Annotated in this window: 24 protein-coding genes; 17 read left to right on the forward strand and 7 right to left on the reverse strand. The window is 68.6% G+C overall.

The genetic code is table 11. The features are described 5' to 3' along the window. The first annotated feature begins 76 nt into the window (after positions 1-76). The 3 genes from ACWPXE_RS20840 (at position 77) to glyS (ending at position 3,417) form a co-directional block, all read left to right on the forward strand. The gene (locus ACWPXE_RS20840; RefSeq protein ID WP_454019296.1) at positions 77-340 is read left to right on the forward strand and encodes a hypothetical protein; all 264 of its coding nucleotides are present in this window, start codon (positions 77-79) and stop codon (positions 338-340) included. 88 nt (positions 341-428) lie between these two features. Next, a complete protein-coding gene (locus ACWPXE_RS20845; RefSeq protein ID WP_035675330.1) occupies positions 429-1,316 on the forward strand; it encodes a glycine--tRNA ligase subunit alpha in 888 nt (295 codons plus the stop codon). A 13-nt stretch (positions 1,317-1,329) separates the two neighbouring features. Continuing rightward, on the forward strand, positions 1,330-3,417 hold the full coding sequence (glyS, locus tag ACWPXE_RS20850) for a glycine--tRNA ligase subunit beta (RefSeq protein WP_454019390.1): 2,088 nt from the start codon (positions 1,330-1,332) through the stop codon (positions 3,415-3,417). A 101-nt stretch (positions 3,418-3,518) separates the two neighbouring features. Here glyS and leuA read toward each other — a convergent pair whose 3' ends face one another. From leuA to ACWPXE_RS20870, 4 genes are all read right to left on the reverse strand, one after another. Next, positions 3,519-5,228 carry a 2-isopropylmalate synthase gene (leuA, locus tag ACWPXE_RS20855; RefSeq protein WP_454019297.1) on the reverse strand — a complete coding sequence of 570 codons (1,710 nt, stop codon included), beginning with the start codon at positions 5,226-5,228 and terminating at the stop codon, positions 3,519-3,521. A gap of 389 nt (positions 5,229-5,617) precedes the next feature. Then, a complete protein-coding gene (locus ACWPXE_RS20860) occupies positions 5,618-6,340 on the reverse strand; it encodes an LrgB family protein (protein ID WP_454019298.1) in 723 nt (240 codons plus the stop codon). After that, complete coding sequence (locus ACWPXE_RS20865; RefSeq protein WP_454019299.1) at positions 6,337-6,726, reverse strand: CidA/LrgA family protein; 390 nt, start codon at positions 6,724-6,726, stop codon at positions 6,337-6,339. The genes ACWPXE_RS20860 and ACWPXE_RS20865 overlap by 4 nt, the downstream gene beginning before the upstream one ends. 75 nt (positions 6,727-6,801) lie before the next feature. Next, entirely contained in the window at positions 6,802-7,461 is a 660-nt protein-coding gene (locus ACWPXE_RS20870) for an alpha/beta hydrolase (protein ID WP_454019300.1), read from the reverse strand. A 209-nt stretch (positions 7,462-7,670) separates the two neighbouring features. On the opposite strand from ACWPXE_RS20870, the gene ACWPXE_RS20875 reads away from it, so the two are divergent. From ACWPXE_RS20875 to ACWPXE_RS20920, 10 genes are all read left to right on the forward strand, one after another. Then, positions 7,671-7,877 (forward strand): hypothetical protein, encoded by a 207-nt coding sequence (locus ACWPXE_RS20875; RefSeq protein ID WP_038526580.1) that lies wholly within the window; start codon positions 7,671-7,673, stop codon positions 7,875-7,877. A gap of 80 nt (positions 7,878-7,957) precedes the next feature. After that, positions 7,958-8,392 (forward strand): DUF3775 domain-containing protein, encoded by a 435-nt coding sequence (locus ACWPXE_RS20880; protein ID WP_038526583.1) that lies wholly within the window; start codon positions 7,958-7,960, stop codon positions 8,390-8,392. Continuing rightward, positions 8,389-9,126: an SRPBCC family protein gene (locus ACWPXE_RS20885; protein ID WP_454019301.1), complete on the forward strand. Its 738-nt coding sequence runs from the start codon at positions 8,389-8,391 to the stop codon at positions 9,124-9,126. Before ACWPXE_RS20880 ends, ACWPXE_RS20885 begins: the two co-directional genes overlap by 4 nt. Beyond that, on the forward strand, positions 9,123-10,298 hold the full coding sequence (locus ACWPXE_RS20890) for a zinc-dependent alcohol dehydrogenase (RefSeq protein ID WP_454019302.1): 1,176 nt from the start codon (positions 9,123-9,125) through the stop codon (positions 10,296-10,298). The genes ACWPXE_RS20885 and ACWPXE_RS20890 overlap by 4 nt, the downstream gene beginning before the upstream one ends. 29 nt (positions 10,299-10,327) lie before the next feature. Continuing rightward, complete coding sequence (locus ACWPXE_RS20895; protein WP_454019303.1) at positions 10,328-10,582, forward strand: hypothetical protein; 255 nt, start codon at positions 10,328-10,330, stop codon at positions 10,580-10,582. A gap of 193 nt (positions 10,583-10,775) precedes the next feature. Then, positions 10,776-12,737 (forward strand): malto-oligosyltrehalose trehalohydrolase, encoded by a 1,962-nt coding sequence (gene treZ, locus ACWPXE_RS20900; protein WP_454019304.1) that lies wholly within the window; start codon positions 10,776-10,778, stop codon positions 12,735-12,737. After that, positions 12,730-14,790 carry an amylo-alpha-1,6-glucosidase gene (locus ACWPXE_RS20905; protein ID WP_454019305.1) on the forward strand — a complete coding sequence of 687 codons (2,061 nt, stop codon included), beginning with the start codon at positions 12,730-12,732 and terminating at the stop codon, positions 14,788-14,790. The genes treZ and ACWPXE_RS20905 overlap by 8 nt, the downstream gene beginning before the upstream one ends. 261 nt (positions 14,791-15,051) lie before the next feature. Continuing rightward, a complete protein-coding gene (locus ACWPXE_RS20910; RefSeq protein WP_454019306.1) occupies positions 15,052-16,218 on the forward strand; it encodes a PAS domain-containing sensor histidine kinase in 1,167 nt (388 codons plus the stop codon). Positions 16,219-16,843: 625 nt separating this feature from the next. Continuing rightward, on the forward strand, positions 16,844-17,065 hold the full coding sequence (locus ACWPXE_RS20915) for a hypothetical protein (RefSeq protein ID WP_454019307.1): 222 nt from the start codon (positions 16,844-16,846) through the stop codon (positions 17,063-17,065). 102 nt (positions 17,066-17,167) lie between these two features. After that, a complete protein-coding gene (locus tag ACWPXE_RS20920; RefSeq protein WP_454019308.1) occupies positions 17,168-17,533 on the forward strand; it encodes a hypothetical protein in 366 nt (121 codons plus the stop codon). A gap of 30 nt (positions 17,534-17,563) precedes the next feature. Here the strand turns inward: ACWPXE_RS20920 and ACWPXE_RS20925 are convergent, their stop codons facing one another. Continuing rightward, positions 17,564-18,355 (reverse strand): polysaccharide deacetylase family protein, encoded by a 792-nt coding sequence (locus ACWPXE_RS20925; protein ID WP_454019309.1) that lies wholly within the window; start codon positions 18,353-18,355, stop codon positions 17,564-17,566. After that, entirely contained in the window at positions 18,304-18,801 is a 498-nt protein-coding gene (locus ACWPXE_RS20930; RefSeq protein ID WP_454019310.1) for a hypothetical protein, read from the reverse strand. Before ACWPXE_RS20930 ends, ACWPXE_RS20925 begins: the two co-directional genes overlap by 52 nt. A 320-nt stretch (positions 18,802-19,121) precedes the next feature. Here ACWPXE_RS20930 and ACWPXE_RS20935 point away from each other — a divergent pair, with 320 nt between their 5' ends. Both ACWPXE_RS20935 and ACWPXE_RS20940 read left to right on the forward strand, forming a co-directional pair. Beyond that, positions 19,122-19,415: a DUF2934 domain-containing protein gene (locus tag ACWPXE_RS20935; protein WP_038526604.1), complete on the forward strand. Its 294-nt coding sequence runs from the start codon at positions 19,122-19,124 to the stop codon at positions 19,413-19,415. Positions 19,416-19,462: 47 nt separating this feature from the next. Next, positions 19,463-20,047: an HPF/RaiA family ribosome-associated protein gene (locus ACWPXE_RS20940; protein WP_237903094.1), complete on the forward strand. Its 585-nt coding sequence runs from the start codon at positions 19,463-19,465 to the stop codon at positions 20,045-20,047. Between the two features lie 72 nt (positions 20,048-20,119). Here the strand turns inward: ACWPXE_RS20940 and ACWPXE_RS20945 are convergent, their stop codons facing one another. Beyond that, on the reverse strand, positions 20,120-21,352 hold the full coding sequence (locus tag ACWPXE_RS20945; protein ID WP_454019311.1) for a L,D-transpeptidase family protein: 1,233 nt from the start codon (positions 21,350-21,352) through the stop codon (positions 20,120-20,122). A gap of 332 nt (positions 21,353-21,684) precedes the next feature. On the opposite strand from ACWPXE_RS20945, the gene ACWPXE_RS20950 reads away from it, so the two are divergent. Further along, positions 21,685-22,281, forward strand: coding sequence for a DUF882 domain-containing protein (locus ACWPXE_RS20950; RefSeq protein WP_454019312.1), 597 nt, complete (start codon positions 21,685-21,687; stop codon positions 22,279-22,281). Between the two features lie 188 nt (positions 22,282-22,469). Then, entirely contained in the window at positions 22,470-23,627 is a 1,158-nt protein-coding gene (locus tag ACWPXE_RS20955) for a baeRF3 domain-containing protein (protein WP_454019313.1), read from the forward strand. The last annotated feature ends 52 nt before the right edge of the window (positions 23,628-23,679 follow it).

Raw genomic sequence — 23,679 nt, forward strand, 5'->3', positions numbered from 1 at the left:
GATCAGCCGTTCGGGGTGCGCTCGGGGTGAAGGCCCCTCTTGACCGGGTGGCCTCGCACCCCCTAATCCTGCATCCATGTTCAGCTTGTCCAAAATCCTGTTCCTGATCCTGGTGATCGGCGCCGTGTGGTTCGGCTGGCGCTGGTACAACCGCGTCGGCGCGGTCGGGCGGGAGCGCCTGCGCGAGCGGGAGCGTCGCGGCTCCGGAAAGCCCACCGCCACCGCCGGCTCGTCCCAACTGGGCGCTGAGGACATGGAGAAGTGCCCGGAATGCGGCGCCTACGTCGCCCCGCGCTCCGCCGTGGCCTGCGGCCGGCCGGTCTGCCCCTACGGGCGCTGAACCTTAAACCCAGGCGGGCGCTTGATTCCGGGGATACCGCCGCGTATCGTGCGGCGCGTTTTTCCACACCAATCATAAGTGACCGCCGATGGCCTCCCCGAGCGGGTCTTCCCAAGACAGCCGCGGCCTGTCCTTTCAGGCCCTGATCCTCAAGCTCCACCAGTTCTGGTCGGAGCAGGGCTGCGTGATCCTCCAGCCCTACGACATGGAGGTGGGTGCGGGCACCTTCCACCCGGCGACGACGCTGCGCGCCCTCGGCCCGCAGCCGTGGAAGGCGGCCTATGTGCAGCCCTCGCGCCGCCCGAAGGATGGCCGCTACGGCGAGAACCCGAACCGGCTCCAGCACTACTACCAGTATCAGGTGATCCTGAAGCCCTCGCCGGCCAACCCGCAGGAGCTGTATCTGGAAAGCCTGAAGGTGCTGGGCATCGACCCGTCCCTGCACGACATCCGATTCGTCGAGGACGACTGGGAAAGCCCAACGCTGGGCGCCTGGGGCCTCGGCTGGGAGGTCTGGTGCGACGGCATGGAGGTCACCCAGTACACCTACTTCCAGCAGGTCGGCGGCATCGAGTGCGACCCCGTCGCGGTCGAGCTGACCTACGGGCTGGAGCGTCTGGCCATGTATGTCCAGGGCGTGGAGAACGTCTACGACCTGGACTTCAATGGACAGGGCGTGAAGTACGGCGACGTGTTCAAGCGCGCCGAGGTCGAGTATTCGGCCCACAACTTCGAGCACGCCAACACCGACATGCTGCTACAGCATTTCAAGGACGCCGAGGCGGAGTGCCAGTCGCTGATCGCCAAGGGCGTCGCGCTGCCGGCCTACGACCAGTGCATCAAGGCGTCGCACCTCTTCAACCTGCTGGACGCGCGCGGCGTCATCAGCGTCGTGGAGCGCGCCGCCTACATCGGCCGCGTGCGCGCGCTGGCGAAAGCCTGCTGCGAGGCGTGGACCGCCGGGGGGGCCAAGTAACATGTCGGTCAACATGCCCGAACTTCTGATCGAGTTCTTCTCCGAGGAAATTCCGGCCCGCATGCAGGCGCGCGCGGCGGACGACCTCAAGCGCCTCGTCACCGAGAAGCTGGCCGCCAACGGCCTGACCTTCGCGTCGGCCGAGGCCCATTCCACCCCCCGCCGCCTCGCGCTGGTGATCGACGGCCTGCCCGAGCGCGCCGCCGACGTCCGCGAGGAGAAGAAGGGGCCGCGCGTCGGCTCGCCCGAGCAGGCGGTCGCCGGCTTCCTGAAGTCCGCCGGCCTGACCAGCCTCGACCAGTGCGAGCAGCGCGACACCGGCAAGGGCGTCTTCTACTTCGCCGTGGCGGAGAAGAAGGGCCGCGCCACCGCCGAAGTGCTGGCCGAGATCATCCCGGCGGTCATGGGCGACTTCCCCTGGCCGAAGTCGATGCGCTGGGGCACGGGCACGGTGCGCTGGGTGCGCCCGCTGCACTCGATCATCGCGCTGTTCGGCGGCGCGGTGCTGGAGGGCTCGTTCGACCTGGGCGGCGCGCAGGGCAAGCTGGTGTTCGGCAACAGCACCCGCGGCCACCGCTTCCTGTCGCCGGACGCCTTCACGGTCACCGACTTTGCCGACTACAAGGCCAAGATGCGCGCCGCCCACGTCGTGCTGGATCGCGCCGAGCGCAAGGCCAAGATCAAGGCCGACGCCGAGGCTCTCGCCGCGCAGGAGGGGCTGACCCTCTCGCCCGACGACGGGCTGCTGGAGGAGGTCGCCGGCCTCGTCGAATGGCCGGTCGCGCTGGTCGGCACCATCGACGAGACGTTCATGGACGTGCCGTCGGAGGTCCTCATCACCTCCATGCGCACGCACCAGAAGTATTTCGCCCTGCTGGACAAGGCCGGCAAGATGGCCCCGCGCTTCGTCGTGGTCGCCAACACGGTGACGGCGGACGGCGGCAAGGCCATCGTCGCCGGCAACGAGCGCGTGCTGCGCGCCCGCCTGTCCGACGCCAAATTCTTCTGGGACCAGGACCGCAAGACGAAGCTGGAAGACCGTGTGTCCAAGCTGGGCGCCATCACCTTCCACGCCAAGCTCGGCACGGTGGCGGAGAAGGTCACCCGCGTCCAGGTTCTGGCGGCCGAGATCGCCCGCGCCATCGGCGCCGACGCGGACGCCGCGACCCGCGCCGCCCTGCTGTCCAAGGCGGATCTCGTGACCGAGGTGGTCGGCGAGTTCCCCGAGGTCCAGGGCATCATGGGCCGTTACTACGCGCTGGGCGAGGGCGAGAACCCTGCGGTGGCCGAGGCCATCGCCGAGCATTACAAGCCGCTCGGCCCGTCCGACAGCTGCCCGACGGCGCCGGTGTCGGTCGCCGTGGCGCTGGCCGACAAGCTCGACACGCTGGTCGGCTTCTTCGCCATCGACGAGAAGCCCACGGGCTCGAAGGACCCCTACGCACTGCGGCGTGCGGCGCTGGGCATCATCCGGCTGATCCTGGAGAACGGGCTGCGGCTGAACCTGACGCAGCTCTTCAAGGCCGCGCACGGCGCCTATTCGGTGGGCGGTTTCGCCGCGGCCGATGGCGTCGCCACCGACCTGATGGCTTTCTTCGCCGACCGTCTGAAGGTCACGCTGCGTGACCAGGGCGTGCGGCATGATCTGGTGGACGCGGTGTTCGCGCTGGGCGGCGAGGACGATCTCGTCCGCCTGCTGGCCCGCGTGAGGGCGCTCCAGACCTTCGTCGGGTCGGAGGAGGGGGCGAACCTGCTCGCCGCCTACAAGCGCGCCAGCAACATCGTCCGCATCGAGGAGAAGAAGGACGGCAAGGCCTACGACCAGCTGGTCGATCCGGCCCTGCTGACGCTCGCAGAGGAAAAGGACCTCTACGGCGCCCTGTCCGGTGCCGGCGAGACGGCCCGGCCGCTGCTGGCGCAGGAGGACTTCACCGGCACCATGGCGGCGCTGGCCCGCCTGCGCGGCCCGGTGGACGCCTTCTTCGACAAGGTGACGGTGAACGCCGAGCAGGCCGACCTGCGCGCCAACCGCCTGCGGCTGCTCAGCCAGATCCGGGCGACGCTGAACGCGGTCGCGGACTTCTCGCGCATCGAGGGGTGATGGGGGAGGGTCAGGGTGGGGGCCCGTCTCGACCACTCTCCACCCACCCAACAAAAAAGGGGCGCCCCAGCGGGCGCCCCTTTTCCTTTTCCCCAAACTTCTTACCGGGTGGCGCGGTTCGCGGCGCTGACCAGGGCGCGCAGCGAGGCGGTCACGATGTCCGCGTCCATGCCGACGCCGAACAACGTGCGCTCGTCGTTGGTCTTCACCTCGACATAGGCGCAGGCCTGGGCGTCCTCGCCCTCGCCGACGGCGTGCTCGCGGTAGTCCACCACATGCAGGTCGATGCCGGCCCCCTGGCGCAGCGCGTCCAGGAAGGCGTCGATCGGACCCTTGCCCGAGCCCTTCAGCGTGCTGACCACGCCGTCGCGCGACACCACAACGTTCAGCACGCGGGCGCCGGAGTTCGGGCCGCGCGGCTCGGTCGAATGCTCGATCAGGGCCAGCGGGGCGTCGATGTCCAGATACTCGGCCTTGAAGGCGTTGTGGATATCGGCGGGGGCCAGTTCCTTGCCGGTCTCGTCGGCGATGCGCTGCACCGTCTTGGAGAACTCGATCTGCAGGCGGCGCGGGATCTGGATGCCGTAATCCTTCTCCAGCACATAGGCGATGCCGCCCTTGCCCGACTGGCTGTTGATGCGGATCACCGCCTCGTAGCTGCGGCCCAGGTCCTGCGGGTCGATGGGCAGGTACGGGACCTCCCAGGTGCCGTGGTTGGACTTGGCCAGAGCCTTCAGCCCCTTGTTGATGGCGTCCTGGTGCGAGCCGGAGAAGGCGGTGAAGACCAACTCGCCGGCGTAGGGGTGGCGCGGATGGACGGGCAGCTGCGTGCAGTATTCGGCGACGCGGACGATCTCGTTGATGTCGTCGATGCGCAGCTCCGGATCGACGCCCTGGGTCAGCAGGTTCAGCGCCAGCGTGATGACGTCCACGTTGCCTGTGCGCTCGCCGTTGCCGAACAGCGTGCCTTCCACGCGGTCGGCGCCGGCCAGCATGCCCAGCTCCGCCGCCGCGACGCCGGTGCCGCGGTCGTTGTGCGGGTGCAGGGAGATGATCGCCGCGTCGCGGTTCTTCATGTTGCGGCAGAACCACTCGATCTGGTCGGCGTGGATGTTCGGGGTGGACATCTCCACCGTCGCCGGCAGGTTCAGGATGACCTTGTTGGCGGCGTCGGCGCCCCAGGTCTCCATCACCGCCTCGCAGATTTCCAGGGCGAACTCCAGCTCGGTCCCGGTGAAGCTCTCCGGCGAATATTGCAGGACGATCTCGGTCTCCGGATGCTCGGCGGCCAGCTGCTTGATCAGCTTGGTGCCGGCGACGGCGATGTCGACGATGCCCTGGCGGTCCAGCCCGAAGACGACGCGGCGCTGCAACTCGGAGGTCGAGTTGTACAGGTGGACAATGGCGCGCTTGGCGCCCTTGATGCCCTCGAAGGTGCGGCGGATCAGCTCCTCACGGGCCTGGGTCAGCACCTGGATGGTCACGCCGTCGGGGATCTTGCCGCCCTCGATGATCTCGCGGCAGAAGTCGAAGTCGGTCTGCGAAGCGGCGGGGAAGCCGATCTCAATCTCCTTGAAGCCCATCTTCAGCAGCGCGTCGAACATCGCGCGCTTGCGGTCCGGACCCATCGGTTCGATCAGCGCCTGGTTGCCGTCGCGCAGGTCCACCGAGCACCAGACCGGCGCCTTCTCGATGGTCCGGTTCGGCCACTGGCGGTCGGTCAGCTTCACCGGGGCGAAGGGGACGTACTTCTCGTGCTTGGCAGCAGAGGTCGCAGACGTGGCGGCGGCGGGGGTGGCGATGTGGTTCATGACGCTTCGTGATCCCTTGGGAGCCCCGGTTTCGCGGCGGGGCGTTGTCTCGTGTCGTGTGGGGACCGGCGGGACTACGGTCGCCGAGCTGCCGGGCGGCTCAGCGACCGTTCCTAAGTCGCAGCCCCGGCCCCAGCCGGGAGACACGCTTCGCCCCGCAAGGGCGCGTGCCGAATGGGCGCGTGCAATAGGTGCTCATGGGAAAACAGACACTTCGACCAGGGAACAGGGCAGACGAACGCAGACGACCCGGACGCTCAAAGCGCCGGGGTGATAAGTCGCAGAAGGGCGTTCGTGTGGTCGATGCGGATCATGGGCCACACTGTGCGCAGGCAGGCTTGCTCTGTCAAGCCACGATTCCATGAAATCTTCTTTCGCAGAATGGGGCTTTACGTGAAGAACAGGCGGTAGAGGACCGGCAGCAGGATGGCCGTCACCAGCCCGTTCAGCCCCATCCCCAGCCCGGCGAAGGCCCCCGCCACCTCGTTCACCTGGAGCGCGCGGGCGGTGCCGATTCCGTGGGCGGCCACCCCCATGCCGAAGCCGCGCGCCCTCCAGTCCTTCACCCGGACGAGGTTCAGCACCCAGGTGCCGAAGGACGCGGCGATGATCCCGGTCAGGATCACGAAGACCGCGGTGAGGGAGGGTAGGCCGCCGATCTGCTCCGACACGCCCATGGCGATGGGGGAGGTCACCGACTTCGGCGCCAGCGACAGCATGGTCCGCTCCGACGCGCCCAGCGCCCAGGCGATGGCGACGGCGCTCAGCGCCGACGCGGCGGACCCGGTCAGCAGGGCGACCAGCAGCGCCACGGCGGAGCGCCGGACCTGCTGGAACTGGCGGTAGAGCGGGACCGCTAGAGCCACCGTGGCGGGGCCGAGCAGGAAATGCACGAACTGCGCGCCGTCGAAATAGGTGCGGTAGTCGATCCCCGCCACCATCAGCGTCGCGGCGATCAGCAGCACCGCGATCATCACTGGGTTCAGGGCGGGCCGCCGCCCGAACCGCTCGAACACCCACATTCCCGCCTGATAGGCGGCCAGCGTCAGGGTCAGGCCGGCAAGCGGGCTGGCCGACAGATAGACCCAGATCTCGTGGAAATCGGGGCTCATGACGCGTTTTCCCCACTGCCGGTTTCCCCATTGCCGGTCTCGGCGTCGGGGCCGCGGCGGCTCAGCACGCTCATCACCCAGGCGGTCAGCGCGACTCCGATCAGCGTGCTGCCCAGCAGGGCGGCGGCGATGGGCAGGGCCTCCGCCTCCAGGCGGTTCAGGTGCGCCATCACCCCGACGCCCGCCGGAACGAAGAGAAGCGACAAGTGGCGCAGGATGCCGCCCGCCGTCTCTTGCAGCGGCTCCGGCACGCCGCCGCGGACCAGCAGGCCGACGAACAGCAGGACCATGCCCAGCACCGGCCCCGGCACGGGCAGATGCAGCAGGCGGGCGGTCAGTTCCCCTGCCAGCTGGCAGGAGAGAAGAAGGGTCAGGGTGCCGAGCATCGGCAGGCTCCGGGCTTTTCGGGGAGGTGGCCGCAGCCTAATCCCGGAGCCTGCCGTGGGGGGAGAGGATATGCCCTACCGCGCCAGCAGTTGAGCCTTGAGCCAGTCGCGCACCTCGCGGCAGACGGCCTCGGCGGTCTCGTCCAGACAGTGGCCGGCGCCGGGCATCAGGACCAGCTTCTTCGGCTCGCGCGCCATGCGGTGGACATGGATGGAGCACATCGGCGTCAGCACCTCGTCGGCCTCGCCATGGACCAGCAGCACCGGGCAGCTGAGGTCCGCCACCGCGTCGGTGCCCAGCCCCTGGGTTGCCAGCGTCACCACCGTGCAGACCGCGCCGCGGTTGGACGCCGCGGCCTGGATCGCCACCGCCCCGCCGAAGGAATGGCCGACCAGGGCAACATGGTGGATGCCCATCCGGCCGAGGAAGGTCAGTCCGCACAGCGCGTCGTAGACCGCCTCGTCCAGCGCGCGCGGCTTGCGGTAGCGGACGCGCAGCGAGGCGATGCCGTCCGGCGTGAGATCCTCCGCCAGCCGCGGATAAAGCCCGTGGGCCGGCGAGTCGAAGCCGCCGCCGACGCCGCCCAGCCAGATGACGCCCAGCGTGCCCGCCGCCTTATGCCCATCGGGGGCGACGTAGAGGCGGGCGTCCACGGCACCACGGTCGGTATCCAGGCGCACGGGGGCGAACCCCTCGTCCACGGTTTCGCCGATCTGCGCCGACAGGAGCGGCATGGGTGTTCTCCGGCTTGCCAAGGTCTTGCGGGGGTTAACAAGCCACGGGGCATCTCTGTTGCTCCGGCGTGTTGCTTCGGAACCTCGTCGCACCGTCTCCGGTTGTGCCGGGAGGCGGTCCGCGACACGAAACCCGCGATCAGGGCCACGCGCAACGCCCTGCAGCGCCGGGCGCCGCCAATCCGACAAACCAGACCGGGAGAAACCCCATGTCCCGCAGCAACCGCGACACCGAGCAGGAAAAGCACCAGTCCGGCGGCGCCGGAAAGGCCGCCAAGTCCGGCCATGAGGACCCGGACAAGGCCGCCGGCAACAAGCCCGGCCAGAACCAGTCCAGCGGGCAGGGGCGCGAGCGCGGCTCGGGCTCCGGCGGGTCCCGCGGCGCCTCCGACGAGCAGCGCAAGCGGGACGGCTGACCGCCACCGCTTCCGCGACGAACCCCCGGCCCGGCTGTTGGCGTCGGGCAAAGCCGTGCAACTGAAAAGAAGTGCGACACATGCTCAAACAGATTTCGGTCGATACCGTGAAGCAGGCCGCCGACCTCGCGTACGAGGCCGTGGCCGACCGTCAGCGTTTCCTCGCGGGAATGCGCAACATCGACCTCGGGGAACAGACCAGCGAGCGCGGTTCGCGGAACCCGACCGATCTCGACGCCCTCAGCATCCTGTCCTCCGACGCCAGCGGCGCGCTGAGCCAGTTGAACCGGATGCTGGAGGACCTGACCCCCGAACAACGGATGGAACTGCGCGCGGTCATGTTCGTCGGGCGCGGCGATTTCGCCGGAAACCAGTGGGACCGCGCGCTGGACGAGGCCGGGCGGGCCCCGGACGCCACCCACTACACCGACATTGCGGAGCGCATCGACCTGCACCGCGACCTGATGAAGGGGCTGTACGAGCTGGACCTGCTGAAGAAGAAGGACGGGCAATGACCAGGGGCCGGGACGGCGGGCGGCGCCCGGAGGGCTCCGCCGGGACGCTCGAACGTTGGGCCGCCATCCTTGGCGGCACGGCGCTGGGTTTCGCCGGGGCGCGGCGGGGAAGCTGGGCGCTGGCTGCGCTCGGCGGTGGGCTGTTCCTCGCCGGGGCGGCGGGGGTTCCGCTGTCCAGTCCGCTGCGGCAGGCCGCGCTGCCGGCGATGCGCCGGGAGCCGACGACCACCCAGGCGAACGTCACCATCGCGGTCCCGGCCGAGAAGCTGTTCCGCCACTGGCGCAACGTCCGCCATCTGGCGGCGCTGTTCCCCCACCTCGACGCCGTGGAGATCCTGTCCGACACGGAAAGCCGCTGGAAGGCCCATGGCCCCGGCGGCGTTCCGGTGGTCTGGAACAGCCGGCTCGACAAGGTCCGGGAGAACGAACTCATCACCTGGCACACGCTGGAGGGGGCCGACCTGCCGCATCGCGGCACCGTCCTGTTCCGTCCGGCGCCGGGCGGGCGCGGGACGGAGGTGAGCCTGACGCTGGCCTACCACCCGCCGGGCGGTGTCGGCGGCAACGCGGTGTCCCGCCTGTTCGGCACCGCGCCGGAGCAGCAGGCGCGCGAGGCGTTGCGCCGCCTGAAGCGGATCATGGAGGTCGGCGAGCTTCCCACCATCGACGGCCAGCCGAGCGGGCGGGCCGAGCGGGGCGGGTCGCGGTCGCGAACGCAGGAGGTGACGGGATGAGGGCGCTCTGCTGGAACGGCGTGAACGACCTGCGGGTGGAGCGGGTGCCGGACCCCACGATCCTTGCCCCGCAGGACGCGATCATCAAGGTCGGCCTGTCCTCGGTCTGCGGGTCGGACCTGCATCTGATCGGCGGCTACGTCCCCACCATGCGGGCCGGCGACATCATCGGCCATGAGTTCCTGGGCGAGGTGGTCGAGAAGGGGCCGGAGGTGACGCGGCTGAACCGTGGCGACCGGGTGATCACCGTGTCGATCATCGGCTGCGGCAAGTGCTGGCACTGCCAGCACGAAGAGTTCTCGCTCTGCGACAACTCCAACCCGCAACCGGCCTTCGAGGAGGCGGCCTACGGCCACTGCACCGCCGGCATCTTCGGCTACAGCCACGCCTTCGGCGGCTATGCCGGAAGCCACGCCGAATACATCCGCGTCCCCTTCGCCGACACCAACTGCTTCCGCGTGCCGGAAGGGGTGACGGACGAGCAGGCGGTCTTCGTCTCCGACGCCGTGCCGACCGGCTACATGGCCGCCGACATGGGCAACATCAAGCCGGGCGACGTGGTGGCCGTCTGGGGCTGCGGCGGCGTCGGCCAGATGGCGATGAAGAGCGCCTTCCTGATGGGTGCGGAGCGGGTGATCGGCATCGACCGTTTTCCCGACCGGCTGCGCGCCGCCCAGATGAAGGCGGGGGCGGAGACGCTGGATTACAGCCGTGTCGACATCTACGACGCCCTGCTGGCGATGACCGGCGGGCGCGGGCCGGACGTCTGCATCGACGCGGTGGGAATGGAGGCGGACAGCGGCGCCTCGGCCATTGAGGATCTCTACGACCGCGGCAAGCAAGCCCTGCGGCTGGAGAGCGACCGGCCCGCCGTCCTGCGCCAGATGATCCAGTGCTGCCGCAAGGGCGGCACGCTGTCCATCGTCGGCGTTTATGGCGGCCTTCTCGACAAGTTCCCGATGGGAGCGGCGATGAACAAGGCGCTGACCTTCCGCATGGGACAGCAGCACGGCCAGCGCTACGTCAAACGCCTGTTCGAGCACATCGAGAAGGGCGACCTCGACCCATCCTACCTGTTGACCCACAAATGGGCGTTGGACGACGCCCCCCAGGGCTACCGCATGTTCAAGGAGAAGACCGACGACTGCATGCGGGTCGTCTTCGCGCCGTGACGGCGGGCCGGAATGAAGGGTGGAAGGCCATGAAGATCGTCTACGCCTACTTGGCGGAGAAGGGGCGCGGCGTCGAGGCCGAGATCGTCGGGGACCTGCGCGACCGCTGCGGCCACGTCCTCCAGACCGGACGCGAGGAGCGCGACGCGGAGCGCGGCGGCGCCGTCGATGTCATCGTCACGCTGGAACTGGACGACTCCCAGCGGGACACCGCTCTCAACCGGCTGCGCGCCCACCCCGCGGTGATCGACGCCGCGGCGGAGAGTTTCGGGGAGCGGGTGTAGGACTCATGCAACGACAGCGGGCTCGGCTCCCGCGGAGTCGCCCAACGGGCGGGTGACGACGAACGCGCACAACATCTCGTGGCGCTCCCTTCGATGATACCGCAGATGTTCGCCGTCAACCCCGTCACCCATGGGACGAAGCCGGTCGGCGCCTGTTGGGGGCGGTGGTCGAAACAGTGCGGTGGAACGTCCCGTGTCGAGTCCTCCCGATGCAGCGCACGCCGGCGGTTCGGCTTTCGCCGTCCGCCGTTGTCCCATAGGCGTCGAACCCGCGCCCGGCGATCGCGCGCTGGCGCGGGTGTGGGCGCCCGCCTGCCGCAACGTCCGTCTGCTGGTCGGGCCGGAGGAGCGCGCGGTGGCGCTGGACGCGGAGGGCGATGGCTATTTCTCCGCGATGGTCGAAGGGGTGCCGGTGGGCAGCCTCTACCGGTTCCAGCTCGACGACGGCCCGGCCTTCCCCGACCCGGCGTCCCGCTTCCAACCCGACGGGCCGGAGGGGCCGTCGCAGGTGGTTGACGCGGCCGCCTTCGCCTGGACCGACGCCGGCTGGGCGGGATGCGGCCTGCGCGGGCAGGTGGTCTATGAGATGCATATCGGCACCTTCACGCCGGAGGGAACCTGGGCGGCGGCGGCGCGCGAACTGCCAAGTCTGGCGGAACTGGGGGTGACGGTCCTCGAGCTGATGCCGGTGGCCGAGTTTCCAGGCCGCTTCGGCTGGGGCTACGACGGGGTGAACCTGTTCGCCCCGACCCGGCTCTACGGCGGGCCGGATGACATGCGGCGCTTCGTGGACCGCGCCCACGCGCTGGGCCTCGCTGTGATCCTCGACGTGGTCTACAACCACCTCGGCCCCAGCGGGAATTTCCTGTCCAGCTTCGCCCCGGACTACTTCACCACCCGCTACAAGAACGAGTGGGGGGACGCGCTCAACTTCGACGGCCCGAGCTGCGGCCCGGTGCGGGAGTTTTTCCGGGCGAACGCCGCCTTCTGGATCGACGAGTACCATCTCGACGGGCTGCGGCTGGACGCTACCCAGCAAATCTTCGACCGCTCCACCCCACACATCATCCAGGAGATCGGGCAGGCCGTCCGCCAAGCGGCGCGCGGGCGCGGCACTCTGCTGATCGGGGAGAACGAATCCCAGCAGGCCGCCATGGCCACACCGGTGGAGCGGGGCGGCTGCGGGCTGGACGCCCTGTGGAACGACGATTTCCACCATACGGCCCGGGTCGCGCTGACCGGGCGGAACGAGGCCTACTACACCGACTACCGCGGCACGCCGCAGGAACTGCTGTCGGCCGTCAAGCACGGCTTCCTCTACCAGGGGCAATGGTACCGCTGGCAGGGCAAGCGGCGGGGGACGCCCACCCATGGGCTGCCGCGCCCGGCCTTCGTCACCTTCCTGCAGAACCACGACCAGATCGCCAATTCGGGCCGCGGCCAGCGGATCCACGCCCTGACCACGCCGGGGCGCTTCCGGGCGCTGACCGCGCTGACGCTGCTGGGTCCCGGCACGCCGATGCTGTTCCAGGGGCAGGAGTTCGCGGCCAGCGCCCCCTTCTACTACTTCGCCGACCACGAGCCCGATCTGGCCGTCAAGGTGGAGACGGGACGGGCGGAGTTCCTGTCCCAGTTTCCCAGCCTCGCCACCCCCGCCATGCGCGCCCATCTGACGCGCCCGCAGGACGAGGAGACCTTCCGGCGCTGCAAGCTCGACCACGCGGAGCGGGAGACCCACGCCGAGGTCTGGGCGTTGCACCGCGACCTTCTGCGTCTGCGCCGCGAGGACCCGGTGTTCCGCGCCCAGGGCGACGGCGGGCTGGACGGTGCCGTGCTGGGCCAAGAGGCGTTCGTCCTGCGCTTTTATGGAGAGGATGGGGACGACCGGCTGCTGCTGGTCAATCTGGGCCGCGACCTGCGGCTGGACATCCTGCCGGAACCGCTGCTGGCGCCGCCGGTTGGCAGGGACTGGACGCCCCTGTGGTCCAGCGAGGACCCCCGCTACGGCGGCTGCGGCATCGCCCCGCTGGAAACCTCGGATGGCGGCTGGCGGCTTCCCGGCCACGCGGCGGTCGTCCTGGCCGCCACGGACGTTGTTCCGGACGAGGAACGGGGCGAAGGCAACGGCACGAGCGCTCAGGAGACCCATGGCTGATTTCATCCGCAAGATCACCCGCGACGCCCTGCGATCCACGCCGGACGCCGCGCTGTCCCGCGAATGGCTGGTCGCCAACGGGCTAGGCGGCTACGCCTCCTCCTCCCTGTCGGGGGCGGTGACGCGGCGCTATCACGGGCTTCTGGTGGCGGCCCTGCCGGCGCCGCTGGGCCGGGTGGTGATGCTGAGCCAGCTCAACGACGTGCTGATCGAGCGCGACGGGACCGAGCGGCGGCTGACCGGCCACAACCCGCAGGCGGACCAGTGGCCCGACCCGAACTATCCGTCCGATGCCGCGCCCTCCGGCCTCGCCGAGTTCCGCATGGAGTCCGGGCTGCCGGTCTGGCGCTACGAATTCGGCGACGTGGTGATCGAGAAGCAGATCGTGCTGCCGCACCTGCAGAACATCGTCCATGTCACCTACCGGGTGGTCAAGGCGCCGCAGCCGATCTTTCTGCGGCTTCGCCCGGTGATGGCCTTCCGCAAACTGGAATCCGCGGTGGACGAACCGCTGGCCCGCGACTACCGCGTCACCGCCCGCGGCCACGAGTACGAGATTTGGGCCGGGCCGGAACTGCCGGTGCTGCGCATGACCATCGAGGGGGCGGAGCTTCCCCTGACCCTGGACGGCGGGGCGCGGCGCGACATCGTCTATCCGGTGGAGGCGGAGCGCGGCTATGAATCGCGCGGCTCGCTGTGGACGCCGGGCTATTTCAGCGGTCCCCTCAGCCAGGGCCAGACGCTGAGCTTCGTCGCGGCGACCGAGCCGTGGCAGCGGCTGTGGGCGTTGCCGCCCGCCGACGTCCTGCGCTTCGAGAAGGAGCGGCGGCGGCGCATCGTCGGGACGGCCCATCCGTCGCTGCGCGAAGGATCGATGGCGGAGCTTGTGCTGTCGGCGGACAGCTTCCTGTTCGTGCCGGCGGGCCGCGTCGCCGACCAGATGCGCGCCCGCGCCGAGGGCGACGAGGTGCGCACGGTGATCGCCGGCTACCACTGGTTCACCGACTGGGGCCGCGACACCATGATCAGCCTGGAGGGGTTGACCCTGACCACCGGGCGCCACATGGAGGCCGGCTGGATCCTGCGCACCTTCGCGCACTACATCCGCGACGGGCTGATTCCCAACATGTTCCCCGATGGCAAGGACGAGGGGCTGTACCACACCGCCGACGCCACCCTGTGGTTCTTCCACGCGCTGAACCGCTACGTCCAGGCGACCGGGGACCGGCACACGCTGCAATTGCTGCTGCCCCGGCTGGTCGAGGTGATCGACCATCACCGGCGCGGCACCCGCTTCGGCATCGCCGTCGACCCCGGTGACGGGCTGCTGCGCCAGGGGCGGGAAGGCTACCAGCTCACCTGGATGGACGCGAAGGTCGAGGACTGGGTGGTCACGCCGCGCCGGGGCAAGGCGGTGGAGATCAACGCGCTCTGGTACAACGCGCTGCGCCTGACCGCCGGCTGGCTGACCGAGGAAGGGGACGCCCAGGCCGCCCGCCCGCTGGAGGCGCTGGCGGAGCAGGCCCGCGTTTCCTTCAACACGCGCTTCTGGTGCGCCCACGCCGGGCACCTCTACGACGTGGTGGACGGGGAGCGGGGGGACGACGACGCCTGCCGGCCCAACCAGATCTTCGCCGTCTCGCTCGACAACCCGGTGCTCGACCGCGCCCGCTGGGAGCCTGTGGTGGAGACGGTGCGGCAGCGGCTGCTGACCCCGGTCGGGCTGCGCTCGCTGGCGCCGGGGCAGCGCGACTACAAGCCGAAATACTTCGGCGATCTTCGCGCCCGCGACGCCGCCTATCACCAGGGCACGGTCTGGGGGTGGCTGATCGGTCCCTATGTCGATGCGTGGCTGAAGCTGCATCCGGAGGACAAGGCGGGAGCGCGGGAGCTGCTCCAGGGCTTCCTGCCACATCTCGATCAGGCGGGGATCGGCACCATCTCGGAGATCTTCGACGCCGAGCCGCCCTTCAGCCCGCGCGGCTGCATCTCGCAGGCCTGGAGCGTGGCGGAGGTTCTGCGTTGCTGGGCGGCAACGGCGGAAGATCGATGATTCTGATGCGATCGTCATACCGCCTATGAAAAGCGTCATAAGAAATTGAGGCGAGATGTTGGAAAACCTGTCCGGTTACTGAAAAGAAAACTGCGACTCCGGAAAATTGTGAATCGATGACGGCGCTATAACATCGGTGAAACCCACATTCTGTTGAAGGTTTCTGCCGCCCGTGCTTATCATTCGTGGCGGGATGGAAAGAAAATTCACGAACACACACAGCCGTGTGACCGCCCGCGTAGGATGATGACGGGAGGTGGCATGCTGGCACTGCTGTCGAAGGCAAAGCACCCGGTGGTCGATTGGGACGCCTTGAGCCGGCGAATTCTGGATCAGAGCGCGCAGGGCTGCTGGGTGTTGGATGGCGAGTTGATCACTGTCGCAGTCAACCCGGCGCTGTGTGCGTTGCTTGGCTATCGGGCCGGGGAACTGGTCGGGACCCACCTGCTGGCCTATGTGGCCGAGGAAAGCCGAGGCGTTCTGGAGCGGCAGGCGGCCATCCGTGACCTGACCCCGCACCGTAGCTACGACGTCACCCTGACACGCTCCGATGGGACGCCGCTCCGCGTGATCTTCAACGACTCACGGCTGGACGGCGAAGATGGTGGGATGGCGCCGGGCTTCTGCATCTTCGTGACCGACATTACCCGCCGTTTCGAAGAGGAGGCGCAGCGCGCCCTGCGGGTGGATCAATTGGCGGACGCGGTCGCGCGCATGAACCGCTTTCTGGGGCAGATCTGCCAGGAGCTGAAGGACCCGCTGAGCGCCATCCTCGGCGCCACCCAGATGATCTCCTCCGACGTGGCGTCGCCCGATCCGGCGGGCGGCAGCCCCACCCCGGGGACCGCGCATCTGGGGGCTTACGCGGCGCTGTGCAGCGACGCCGGGCGGCAGATGATGCGGACCATCGAGAACCTGTCGCTGTGGTCCCGCCTGCAGCTGAATCAGGTGCCGCTCGAACTGCGCGTCTATGAGCTGGGCGGCTTGCTCCAGGACGTGCTGGAGGACCTGGAGCCGGGGGCGCGTGCCCGCGATATCCTGATCGTCAACCGCATCGTCGCCACCCCGGTGCTGGGCGACCTGTCCGCGCTGAACACGGTGCTGAAGCATCTGATCGAGAACGCGGTGCGCTTCTCGCCCTCGGGAAGCATGGTCATGCTGTCGTCCACCCTGGCGGACGGACGGGTGACCGTGCGGGTCCAGGACAACGGGCTGGGCATTCCGGAGGAACTTCAGCCCCATCTGTTCCGCATCGATCCGCACCACGCCGCGCCCGGTGCCGACGGGGAGGTGGGGAGCGGCCTCGGCCTGCTGATCTGCAAGGCTCTGATCGAGCGTATGGGCGGCGGCATCCGTGTTTTCAGCAAGCCGGGCGGCGGAACCGCGGTCACGGTGACCCTGACCCCGGGAGGAAACGCCGGATTGTAACACCAGCGAACGGATGGCTGGGCAAACCAACGCCATCGGCCGGAGGAGGGGTGGTGGGATCGGGGTGCCCCATGCGGGGGATTCGGACATTCAGTTGTCAACAGGGCACAGACCCGCGCGAAATCGCCGCGCCGGGAGTTCGGCATCAGAATCCGATTGACAGGCGTGAGCGCTGCAACACCCCCTCAGTTCTGGAAAGGCAATGCATTTCAATGGTTTGTGTGACATGCCCAAAATTTGGGCAATTCGCGCTATGGCCTTGTCACGCTTGGCTCGAATCGGGAAAAGCCGGCCCTTGTCAACACAGTTATCCACAGACTCTGTGGAGAGCCTAAGCGGGAGGTGAGGACCCCAGCCCCCGGCCCATAACCTTTGGCGTGAGGCCCGTCCAATCAGAATAAGTACTTCAGATTTTAGGCTTCGCGCGTTTTTGCCGCTATAGTGGTCGCGCCTCATCCTGCCGTATTGCTCCAAATCAACCGGCCCTGGATGAGTGATGACGGGAGGGGTGCCCATGCTGGATGTCTATGGGACGTCTTGCCCGGCGGCGCGTCCGCGATGGTCGTGGCGCGCGGCGACCGGTGAGCCACGGTGCAGACGCGTGCAAGGATTTGCAGGTCCGGCCTTGGCGGCGGTGATGCTGTCCGCGTTGATCCTCCATCTTTTGCTGACGCTTGCCGCTCATTTGGGCGGGGCCGACATGGTCGGGGTGCTGGCTGTGGCGGTGGGCATGGCGGCGGTGCTGGTGGTCTTGCTTCCCTTTGCCCTGCTGTGTGTCCGGCGGGCTCAGGAAGCGCTGGCGGCCGGATCGGATTGCCGTGAGAGGACGGCTTCGCCGCAAGGTTGAAGCGCCATCGGTCGGGGAAATCACGGTTGCCCCCTTTTGTAAGTCCGCGCATAAAGTGATGACGCCGTGGCGATGAACGGCGCTGTTCGGCGGGGGCTGTGCATGGGGTTGTTCGATTTTCTGAAGGTGACCGTCAAGGACGAGAAGAAGGCGGCGCCGCGCCGGCCCAACGCGTCCGCGAGCCCGTCGAACGCGATCGAGTTCGACGGCAAGAGCTTTCCCTTGGCCGGAGTCAGCCACAAAGGATTCGTGGCGACCGGCTTCGACGGGTCCCTGATCCCCAGCCAGACCGCGCGCATCACGCTGCGGGTCGACGATGCCTATGGCAAATTCAGCTTCGCCGCCACCGTGACCATCGAGGAGGTCAAGGGCGGGTCGGTGTCCGGTGCCTGGAACATGCTGCCGCCGGAGGTCGAGGCGACCATCCGCAAGTACCTGCAGATACGCAAGCAGAAGACCGGAAAGTAAGGGGCACGGTCTTGACCGGACGACCGCCGTTCAATTGGCGGTGCGGAGCGCCGCGTCGCCGGCTTTCCCCACGGCCTTGACAGCGGCGTTCGCCCCGGCGTTCACCCCGGCGTTCACCAGGGTCGGGGCCATGGCCGTCGCCGGCGTGGCGATCTGGTGCATCCGCTCGATCCATTCCGACAGGGTGACGAACTCGCAGCCCTTCGCGCGCATCGCGGCGATCACACGGGGCAGGGCGTTGAGGGTGGATGGGTAGGTGGAGTGCAGCAGAAGCACGCTGCCGGTTCCCGCCTCGGTCTTCACATGCTGCACGATGCGGTCGGGGTCGCGGACCTGCCAGTCACGGGTGTCCACGGTCCACAGGACCGGGCTCATGCTTTCCTCGCGGGCGATGGCCAGAAGGTCCGGGGTGTATCGCCCGTAGGGCGGGCGGAACAGCACCGGATTGGCGCCGAACCCGCGCAGGATGCGGTTGGCCTCGGCGATCTCGTGCCGCTGCGCCTCGGGGTCCATGGCGCGCAGGTCGGCGTGGGTCAGGCTGTGGTTGCCGATCTCGTGCCCGGCGGCGATGAAGTCGCGGATCACCTCGCCCTGATTCTCGGCGACACTGGCGACCGGAAAATAGGTCGCGGGGATCTTCTCGCGGTTCAGCACGTCCAGGATCTGGCGGGTGACCACCCGGTGCGGCCCGTCGTCGAAGGTGAGGGCGCAGAGGTTCCAACCCTCCTCCTTCAGCGTCGCCGGCATGACGTCGAGCGCCGTGTCGGGGATCACCGCGCCCAGCCGGCCCTTGCGGCGCACCGACTTTTCGATGGCGGCCATGGTCCGGGCGGCTTCCGGGGGGTAGGTGATCGCGCCGTCGGCCTTGCCGTCCACGTTGGGGCGGGGCAGGGGAGTTGCGCGCTGTCGGCGGGCGGTCTGGTCTCCGGTGCTTGGGGCGATGCCTGAGGCGGCGCGGGCAGGGAAGGCGCGGGCGGCGGCGCGGAGGGGGCGTCAAGGACGAGGCAGCCGAACCCGGCGCCGAGCATGCGGCGGCACAGCGCCGTCACGTCCAGCCCCACCGGGGCGGTGGCCCGCAGGGCGACGCCCTCGCCCTGGCGCCGCGCGTCGAGCGGAACGACCGCCGGGTTGAGGCCGTCCGCCAGATCGGGCGAGCGGCGGCGCAGGCTGTCCCACGCCCACCAGGCATCCCCTTCCCTTTGGAAGAGGCCCAGTTGCAGCAGCGACGGTCCATCGGCGGCGCGGGCGGCGCCAGCCGGGAGCGCCATCAGCACTCCCGCGGCCAGCGGCAACACGAACAGGGAGGAGCGGAAACGGCGCATGCACGTGAGGAGGGAGGACGTGAGGGAGCGTCCGTGTTCAGGCCGATTCACACGTTTCTCCTCCGGATCGTCGCCGTCGTCGAATACCACCCCTTCGGGATTAATTCAAACGGCGCGGCCTCCATCGGTTCGCCCGCTCCGATCATCCCTTCGGGAGGAACCTTCGGTGTTCCGGCGCGGTTGACGGGGAGCGCGCCCGGCCCAAAGCCCTATCCCGCAGCAGGGTGCGGGCGGCGCGGAACAAGAACGGAAAGGAGGCAGCCCGGATGGCGGATGATTTGGAAAGCCGGATCAGAGCGCGCGCTCACCAGATCTGGGAGCGTGAAGGCCGTCCGGAGGATCGCGCCGAAGACCATTGGAAACTGGCGAGCGAGGAAATCGCCATCGAGGACAATTACCGGGACACCCTGCGCCCGAATCCGGCGCGCGGTCCCGACGACACCGCGGAGCGGACCGAGCCGGTCGAACCCGTGCTGAGCATGGAAAGCCAGGGTGAGATGCCCGGCATCGCCGACCAGGGCGAGGAATTCCGCATTCCCGGCCAGGCCCGCGACTCCTGACGGCGGCTCCCACCGCTTTCCTCACGTCGTGCTTAGAGAGGACCCCCATGGACACGAACCTGGAAATCGCCTTCCACAACATGGACTCCCAGCCGGAGCTGGAGGCCTACATCCGCGAACGGGCGGAGAAGACGGAAAAGCTGTTCGACCGGCTGGTCGGCATGCGGGTCGCCGTGGAAGCCCAGCATCGCCAGCACAAGACCGGCAACGTCTTCGACGTCCACATCGAGCTGATGGTGCCGGGCCAGGACATCGTGGTCAGCCGCAAGCCGAACAAGGCGAAGGAGCGCTACGCCAACCCCGACGCCCGCACCTCGATCCGCGACGCCTTCGAAGCCGCGGAGCGGCAGTTGAAGGAATACAAGGACAAGATGCGCCGCGACGTGAAGGTCCATGATCCGGAACAGCCGGGCCGGGTCTCGCAGCTCAACCCGACCGAGGATCACGGCTTCATCACGACCAACACCGGGACGCAGCTCTATTTCCACCGGAACAGCTGCCTGAACGTCGACATGGACCAGCTCAAGACCGGCGACCCGGTGAAATATGTGGAAACCGCGGGCGACACCGGCCCGACCGCCTCCAAGGTCTGGCGGGCGTCCGGGTCCGACACCGAATTGCGGGCCACCTGACGAGAAAGCCCCCGCCAATCGGCGGGGGCTTTTTTCTTGGAATGGCTTTTCTCGGAACGGAATTCCTTGAATTCAGGCTCTCTGGGCCGGGGGCATCGGATCGGCCGAGGTCGGACCGGTCGGGTCCGGCGCGGCTGTGGGGGCGGGATCCTCGTTCAGGTCGTAGATGTCCGGGTGCAGGCGGACGGCTTCGCGGTCATCCACCGTCGCGGTCCAGTAGACGAAGCGCACCGGCACCGGCTGGGTCAGCTTGATCCACTGCGGCTCCTGCCGGTCCAGCATGCGGTCGAGCCGCGCGGTCGAGACATGCTCGGTCGCCAGAAGCGCCTCGGCCATGCCGCGCGCGTCCTCCAGGCGAACGCAACCGGAGCTGACGGTGCGGATCTCGCGGTCGAACAGCCGCGGCTCGTTGGTGCCGTGCAGATAGATGTTGTGGGGGTTGGTCATGTTGAACCGGTACCGGCCCAGCGCGTTGTGATCGCCCGGCTGCTGGACGATCCGCACGCGGCGCGGCGAGACGTTGCGCCAGTCCACGACGCCCGGCTCGACCGGGGCGCCGTCCAGATAGACCACCGCGTTGGCGATGCCCGGCGTGCCCTTGGCCCGCAGCAGGGGCAGCTTGTCCTCCTTCAGGACGGTCGGCGGCACGGTCCAGGTCGGGTTGACGATGACGTGGGTGATCTGGTCCTGGAGCAGCGGCGTCTCGCGCGACGGGCGTCCGACGATCGAGCGCATGGTCAGCGCCTCCTCCCCGTCACGGACCAGCGTGGTGGTCTGGCTGGGCAGGTTCACCAGGATCACGGTCTCCGGCGCGGTGTCGCGGAAGGCGCGCATGGACAGGGCGCTGCGCCGCATCTGGGCGGCGGCCTCTTGCGGGCTGCGATCCAGCGCCACCCGCGTGCCGCCGCCGACCAGCCCGTCGACCTTCATGCGCTGGCTGAACTGGAAGGCGCGCACCGCGGTGTCCACATCCTCGTCGTACAGATCGCCCTGGCGCAGCCGGTCGAGGAAACCCAGTTCGGCCAAACGCTGCGTCAGCCGCTCCACGCGCTCGCCGCTGCTGCCCCTCTTGAGAAGCGGTCCGGACCCGATTCGGGTGATGGGACGCTCCGGTTCCGCCTCCAGCACCATGGCGGCGGCGTCCAGCCGGTCGGCCCAGCCGGTCAGCGTGTCGCGGTAGGGGGCCGCCTCGGCGGTGGTCGGCGTGGCGGCCGTGCCGGCGATCACGGACAGCGCCAGCGTCAGCGCGGCCAGGACCGGCGCCGGGCGGCGTCGTTGGTCGGTAGGCCTCTGGGATGTGTGCATGATCCGTCCTCGGCTGACAGGTGGCCCGATCCCCCGTGCTTTCTATCGAATGTAGTACGTGAAGCCCCGTCCGGCGAGGCGGGGACGCGCGTTCCAGGGGTCGGGAAATCGGCGTACGGCCTCCGGCCAGGGGGCAACCATTGCGCGTGGGGGCGCCGGAGGCCGATATGTGACCGATTCGGGCCATTTTCGGGTTGATCCCGGTCAAGCCCTAGCCTATAGGAAATAGTCGTTCGCTATGACCACAATATTTTGGTCCTATTCGAACAATCCCTAGGGGGCCGTCCGGCGCTGGAACGGTGCGGCCCGATCACCAAAATGCATAGGGAGTGATGCTTTTGGGGAGTGACGACCGTGCCGCGCCGATGAATGGGCGCGAGACTGGCCGCCGTGGGTTTCTGACCTTCGCCGCCGCGACCCTGACCGCCTTGGCCGTTCCGGTCCTGGTGCCCGCCGGGCCGGCCCTTGCGGCACCCTTGGCCGGCGGCGTCCGCCGACTGGCCCTGCACAACATCAACACCAACGAGCAGTTCAGCGGAGTCTATTGGGCCGACGGCGCCTATCGACCGGACGCGCTGAAGAAGCTGGACGTGTTGCTGCGCGATCATCGGGCCAAGCAGGTCGGTCGCTACGATCCGCGCCTGTTCGACGTCCTGGCCCGCCTGCACCACACGCTGGACAGCGACGAGCCCTTCCGGGTCATCTGCGGCTACCGGTCGCGCCGCACCAACGCCATGGCCCGCCGCCGCTCGCGCGGGGTGGCGAAGGAAAGCTACCACACCCGCGGCATGGCCATCGACGTGATGCTGCCGGATGTCGAGTTGAAGGCCATCGCCACCGCGGCCCGCGGCATGGAGGCCGGCGGCGTCGGCTACTACCCGCGCAGCGGCTTCGTGCACATCGACACCGGGCCGGTCCGCACCTGGTGACCTGCAGGCCCATGTGGATGACGCATCGCTGCGGGCGTCATAGGCTGAGTTGCCGTACGCCCTGTTCCGGGCGCCTGCCCAGTCGGTAGGCACCCCGGAACCATGGCCCGACGCGCCGGTTGCTCCAATCGGAATTCCCCGAACGAGCAACACGGAGGGCGACGAAGGCGATGTTCTGCAAACACGACTTGGAACGACTCCTGACCGTCGATGCCGCCCCGGCGGTGTCCATCTTCCTGCCCACCCACATCGCCGGGCGCGACATCCGCCAAGACGTGATCCGGCTGCGCAACCTGCTTGCCAAGGCCCAGGACCAGCTGTGCGAGAAGCACGGCCTGCGCCGGCCCGACGCCGAAGCCTTCCTGAAACCGGCGTCCGACCTGCTGGAGCAGAACGAGTTCTGGCGCCACATGGACCGTGGTCTGGCCATCTTCCTGGCCAAGGGCGTGTCGGCCATCCACCGCGTGCCCGTTGAACTGCCGGAGGAGGTGGTCGTCAACTCCCGCTTCACGCTGCGGCCCCTGCTGCCGCTGCTGGCGGACGACGGGGCCTTCATGATCCTGGCCGTCACTGCCGGGCGGGCCCGCCTGTTTTGCGCCACGCGCCACGGCATCGCGGAGGAGGATGCCGACCTGCCGCAGGGCGTCGCGGAAATCCATGCCGAAACCAATTACGAGAACAACCTTCACTCAGCCCCGCCGGCCCGCCATGCCGACCGCACGGACCGCGGCGGCGTGTCAATGGTCAAGACGCACAACTTCGGCGAAGACCCGGAAGAACTGCGCAAGGCCCATCTCATCGAGTATCTCGGGCGGGTGGCCGGCCGCGCGCGCGATCACCTGAAACCGTTCCGTGGTCCGCTGGTGCTGGTGGCCGACGAGGAAATCCAGGGGCATCTGCGCAGGGATGCGCATCTTCAGGGGATGCTGGAAGAGGGGGTCGTGACGAACCCCGATGCCCTGGAGATCGACGACCTGCATCGACGCGCCTATGCGGTGGTCCGGCCGATGTTCGAATCGACGCGGCGGACGGCGGTGGAACGGTTCAACGCCCTCTACGGCGACCGCAACACGGCGGAGCGTACGACGACGCGGGCCGAGGACGTGATGGTGGCGGCGCGCGAAGGGCGGGTCGGGGTTCTTCTGGTGGCTGAGAACGACAAGGTCTGGGGCCATTTCCGGGAGGACTATCACCGGGCCTTCCCGTTGCATCACGAGACGGACGGCGCTATCGACCTCGTCGAGGAGGCCGCCACGGAAACGCTGCTGCGCGGCGGAGAGGTGCATGTGGTGACCAAGGCGGAACTGCCGTCCGGTGCCTCGACTGCGGCGATCCTGCGTTTCTGATTCTGACGTCCTGGAGTTTTCCGGCAGCGGGGTGGTGTCCGATGGCGCCGCC

It is taken from the genome of Azospirillum sp. Marseille-Q6669 (assembly GCF_965111635.1).

Coding starts and splice junctions, on each gene's coding strand:
- ACWPXE_RS20870 (WP_454019300.1), bottom strand. CDS start 7,461: ATGCCGCTCCTGTCGGCGCAGATCGGCGAAACCGTGGACGAGGGGTTC.
- ACWPXE_RS20910 (WP_454019306.1), top strand. CDS start 15,052: ATGCTGGCACTGCTGTCGAAGGCAAAGCACCCGGTGGTCGATTGGGAC.
- ACWPXE_RS20865 (WP_454019299.1), bottom strand. CDS start 6,726: ATGCTCGGCACCCTGACCCTTCTTCTCTCCTGCCAGCTGGCAGGGGAA.
- glyS (WP_454019390.1), top strand. CDS start 1,330: ATGCCCGAACTTCTGATCGAGTTCTTCTCCGAGGAAATTCCGGCCCGC.
- leuA (WP_454019297.1), bottom strand. CDS start 5,228: ATGAACCACATCGCCACCCCCGCCGCCGCCACGTCTGCGACCTCTGCT.
- ACWPXE_RS20860 (WP_454019298.1), bottom strand. CDS start 6,340: ATGAGCCCCGATTTCCACGAGATCTGGGTCTATCTGTCGGCCAGCCCG.
- ACWPXE_RS20885 (WP_454019301.1), top strand. CDS start 8,389: ATGACCAGGGGCCGGGACGGCGGGCGGCGCCCGGAGGGCTCCGCCGGG.
- ACWPXE_RS20875 (WP_038526580.1), top strand. CDS start 7,671: ATGTCCCGCAGCAACCGCGACACCGAGCAGGAAAAGCACCAGTCCGGC.
- ACWPXE_RS20945 (WP_454019311.1), bottom strand. CDS start 21,352: ATGCACACATCCCAGAGGCCTACCGACCAACGACGCCGCCCGGCGCCG.
- ACWPXE_RS20890 (WP_454019302.1), top strand. CDS start 9,123: ATGAGGGCGCTCTGCTGGAACGGCGTGAACGACCTGCGGGTGGAGCGG.
- ACWPXE_RS20940 (WP_237903094.1), top strand. CDS start 19,463: ATGGACACGAACCTGGAAATCGCCTTCCACAACATGGACTCCCAGCCG.
- ACWPXE_RS20935 (WP_038526604.1), top strand. CDS start 19,122: ATGGCGGATGATTTGGAAAGCCGGATCAGAGCGCGCGCTCACCAGATC.
- ACWPXE_RS20925 (WP_454019309.1), bottom strand. CDS start 18,355: ATGGCCGCCATCGAAAAGTCGGTGCGCCGCAAGGGCCGGCTGGGCGCG.
- ACWPXE_RS20920 (WP_454019308.1), top strand. CDS start 17,168: ATGGGGTTGTTCGATTTTCTGAAGGTGACCGTCAAGGACGAGAAGAAG.
- ACWPXE_RS20880 (WP_038526583.1), top strand. CDS start 7,958: ATGCTCAAACAGATTTCGGTCGATACCGTGAAGCAGGCCGCCGACCTC.
- ACWPXE_RS20930 (WP_454019310.1), bottom strand. CDS start 18,801: ATGGCGCTCCCGGCTGGCGCCGCCCGCGCCGCCGATGGACCGTCGCTG.
- ACWPXE_RS20845 (WP_035675330.1), top strand. CDS start 429: ATGGCCTCCCCGAGCGGGTCTTCCCAAGACAGCCGCGGCCTGTCCTTT.
- ACWPXE_RS20905 (WP_454019305.1), top strand. CDS start 12,730: ATGGCTGATTTCATCCGCAAGATCACCCGCGACGCCCTGCGATCCACG.
- ACWPXE_RS20840 (WP_454019296.1), top strand. CDS start 77: ATGTTCAGCTTGTCCAAAATCCTGTTCCTGATCCTGGTGATCGGCGCC.
- ACWPXE_RS20895 (WP_454019303.1), top strand. CDS start 10,328: ATGAAGATCGTCTACGCCTACTTGGCGGAGAAGGGGCGCGGCGTCGAG.
- ACWPXE_RS20950 (WP_454019312.1), top strand. CDS start 21,685: ATGCTTTTGGGGAGTGACGACCGTGCCGCGCCGATGAATGGGCGCGAG.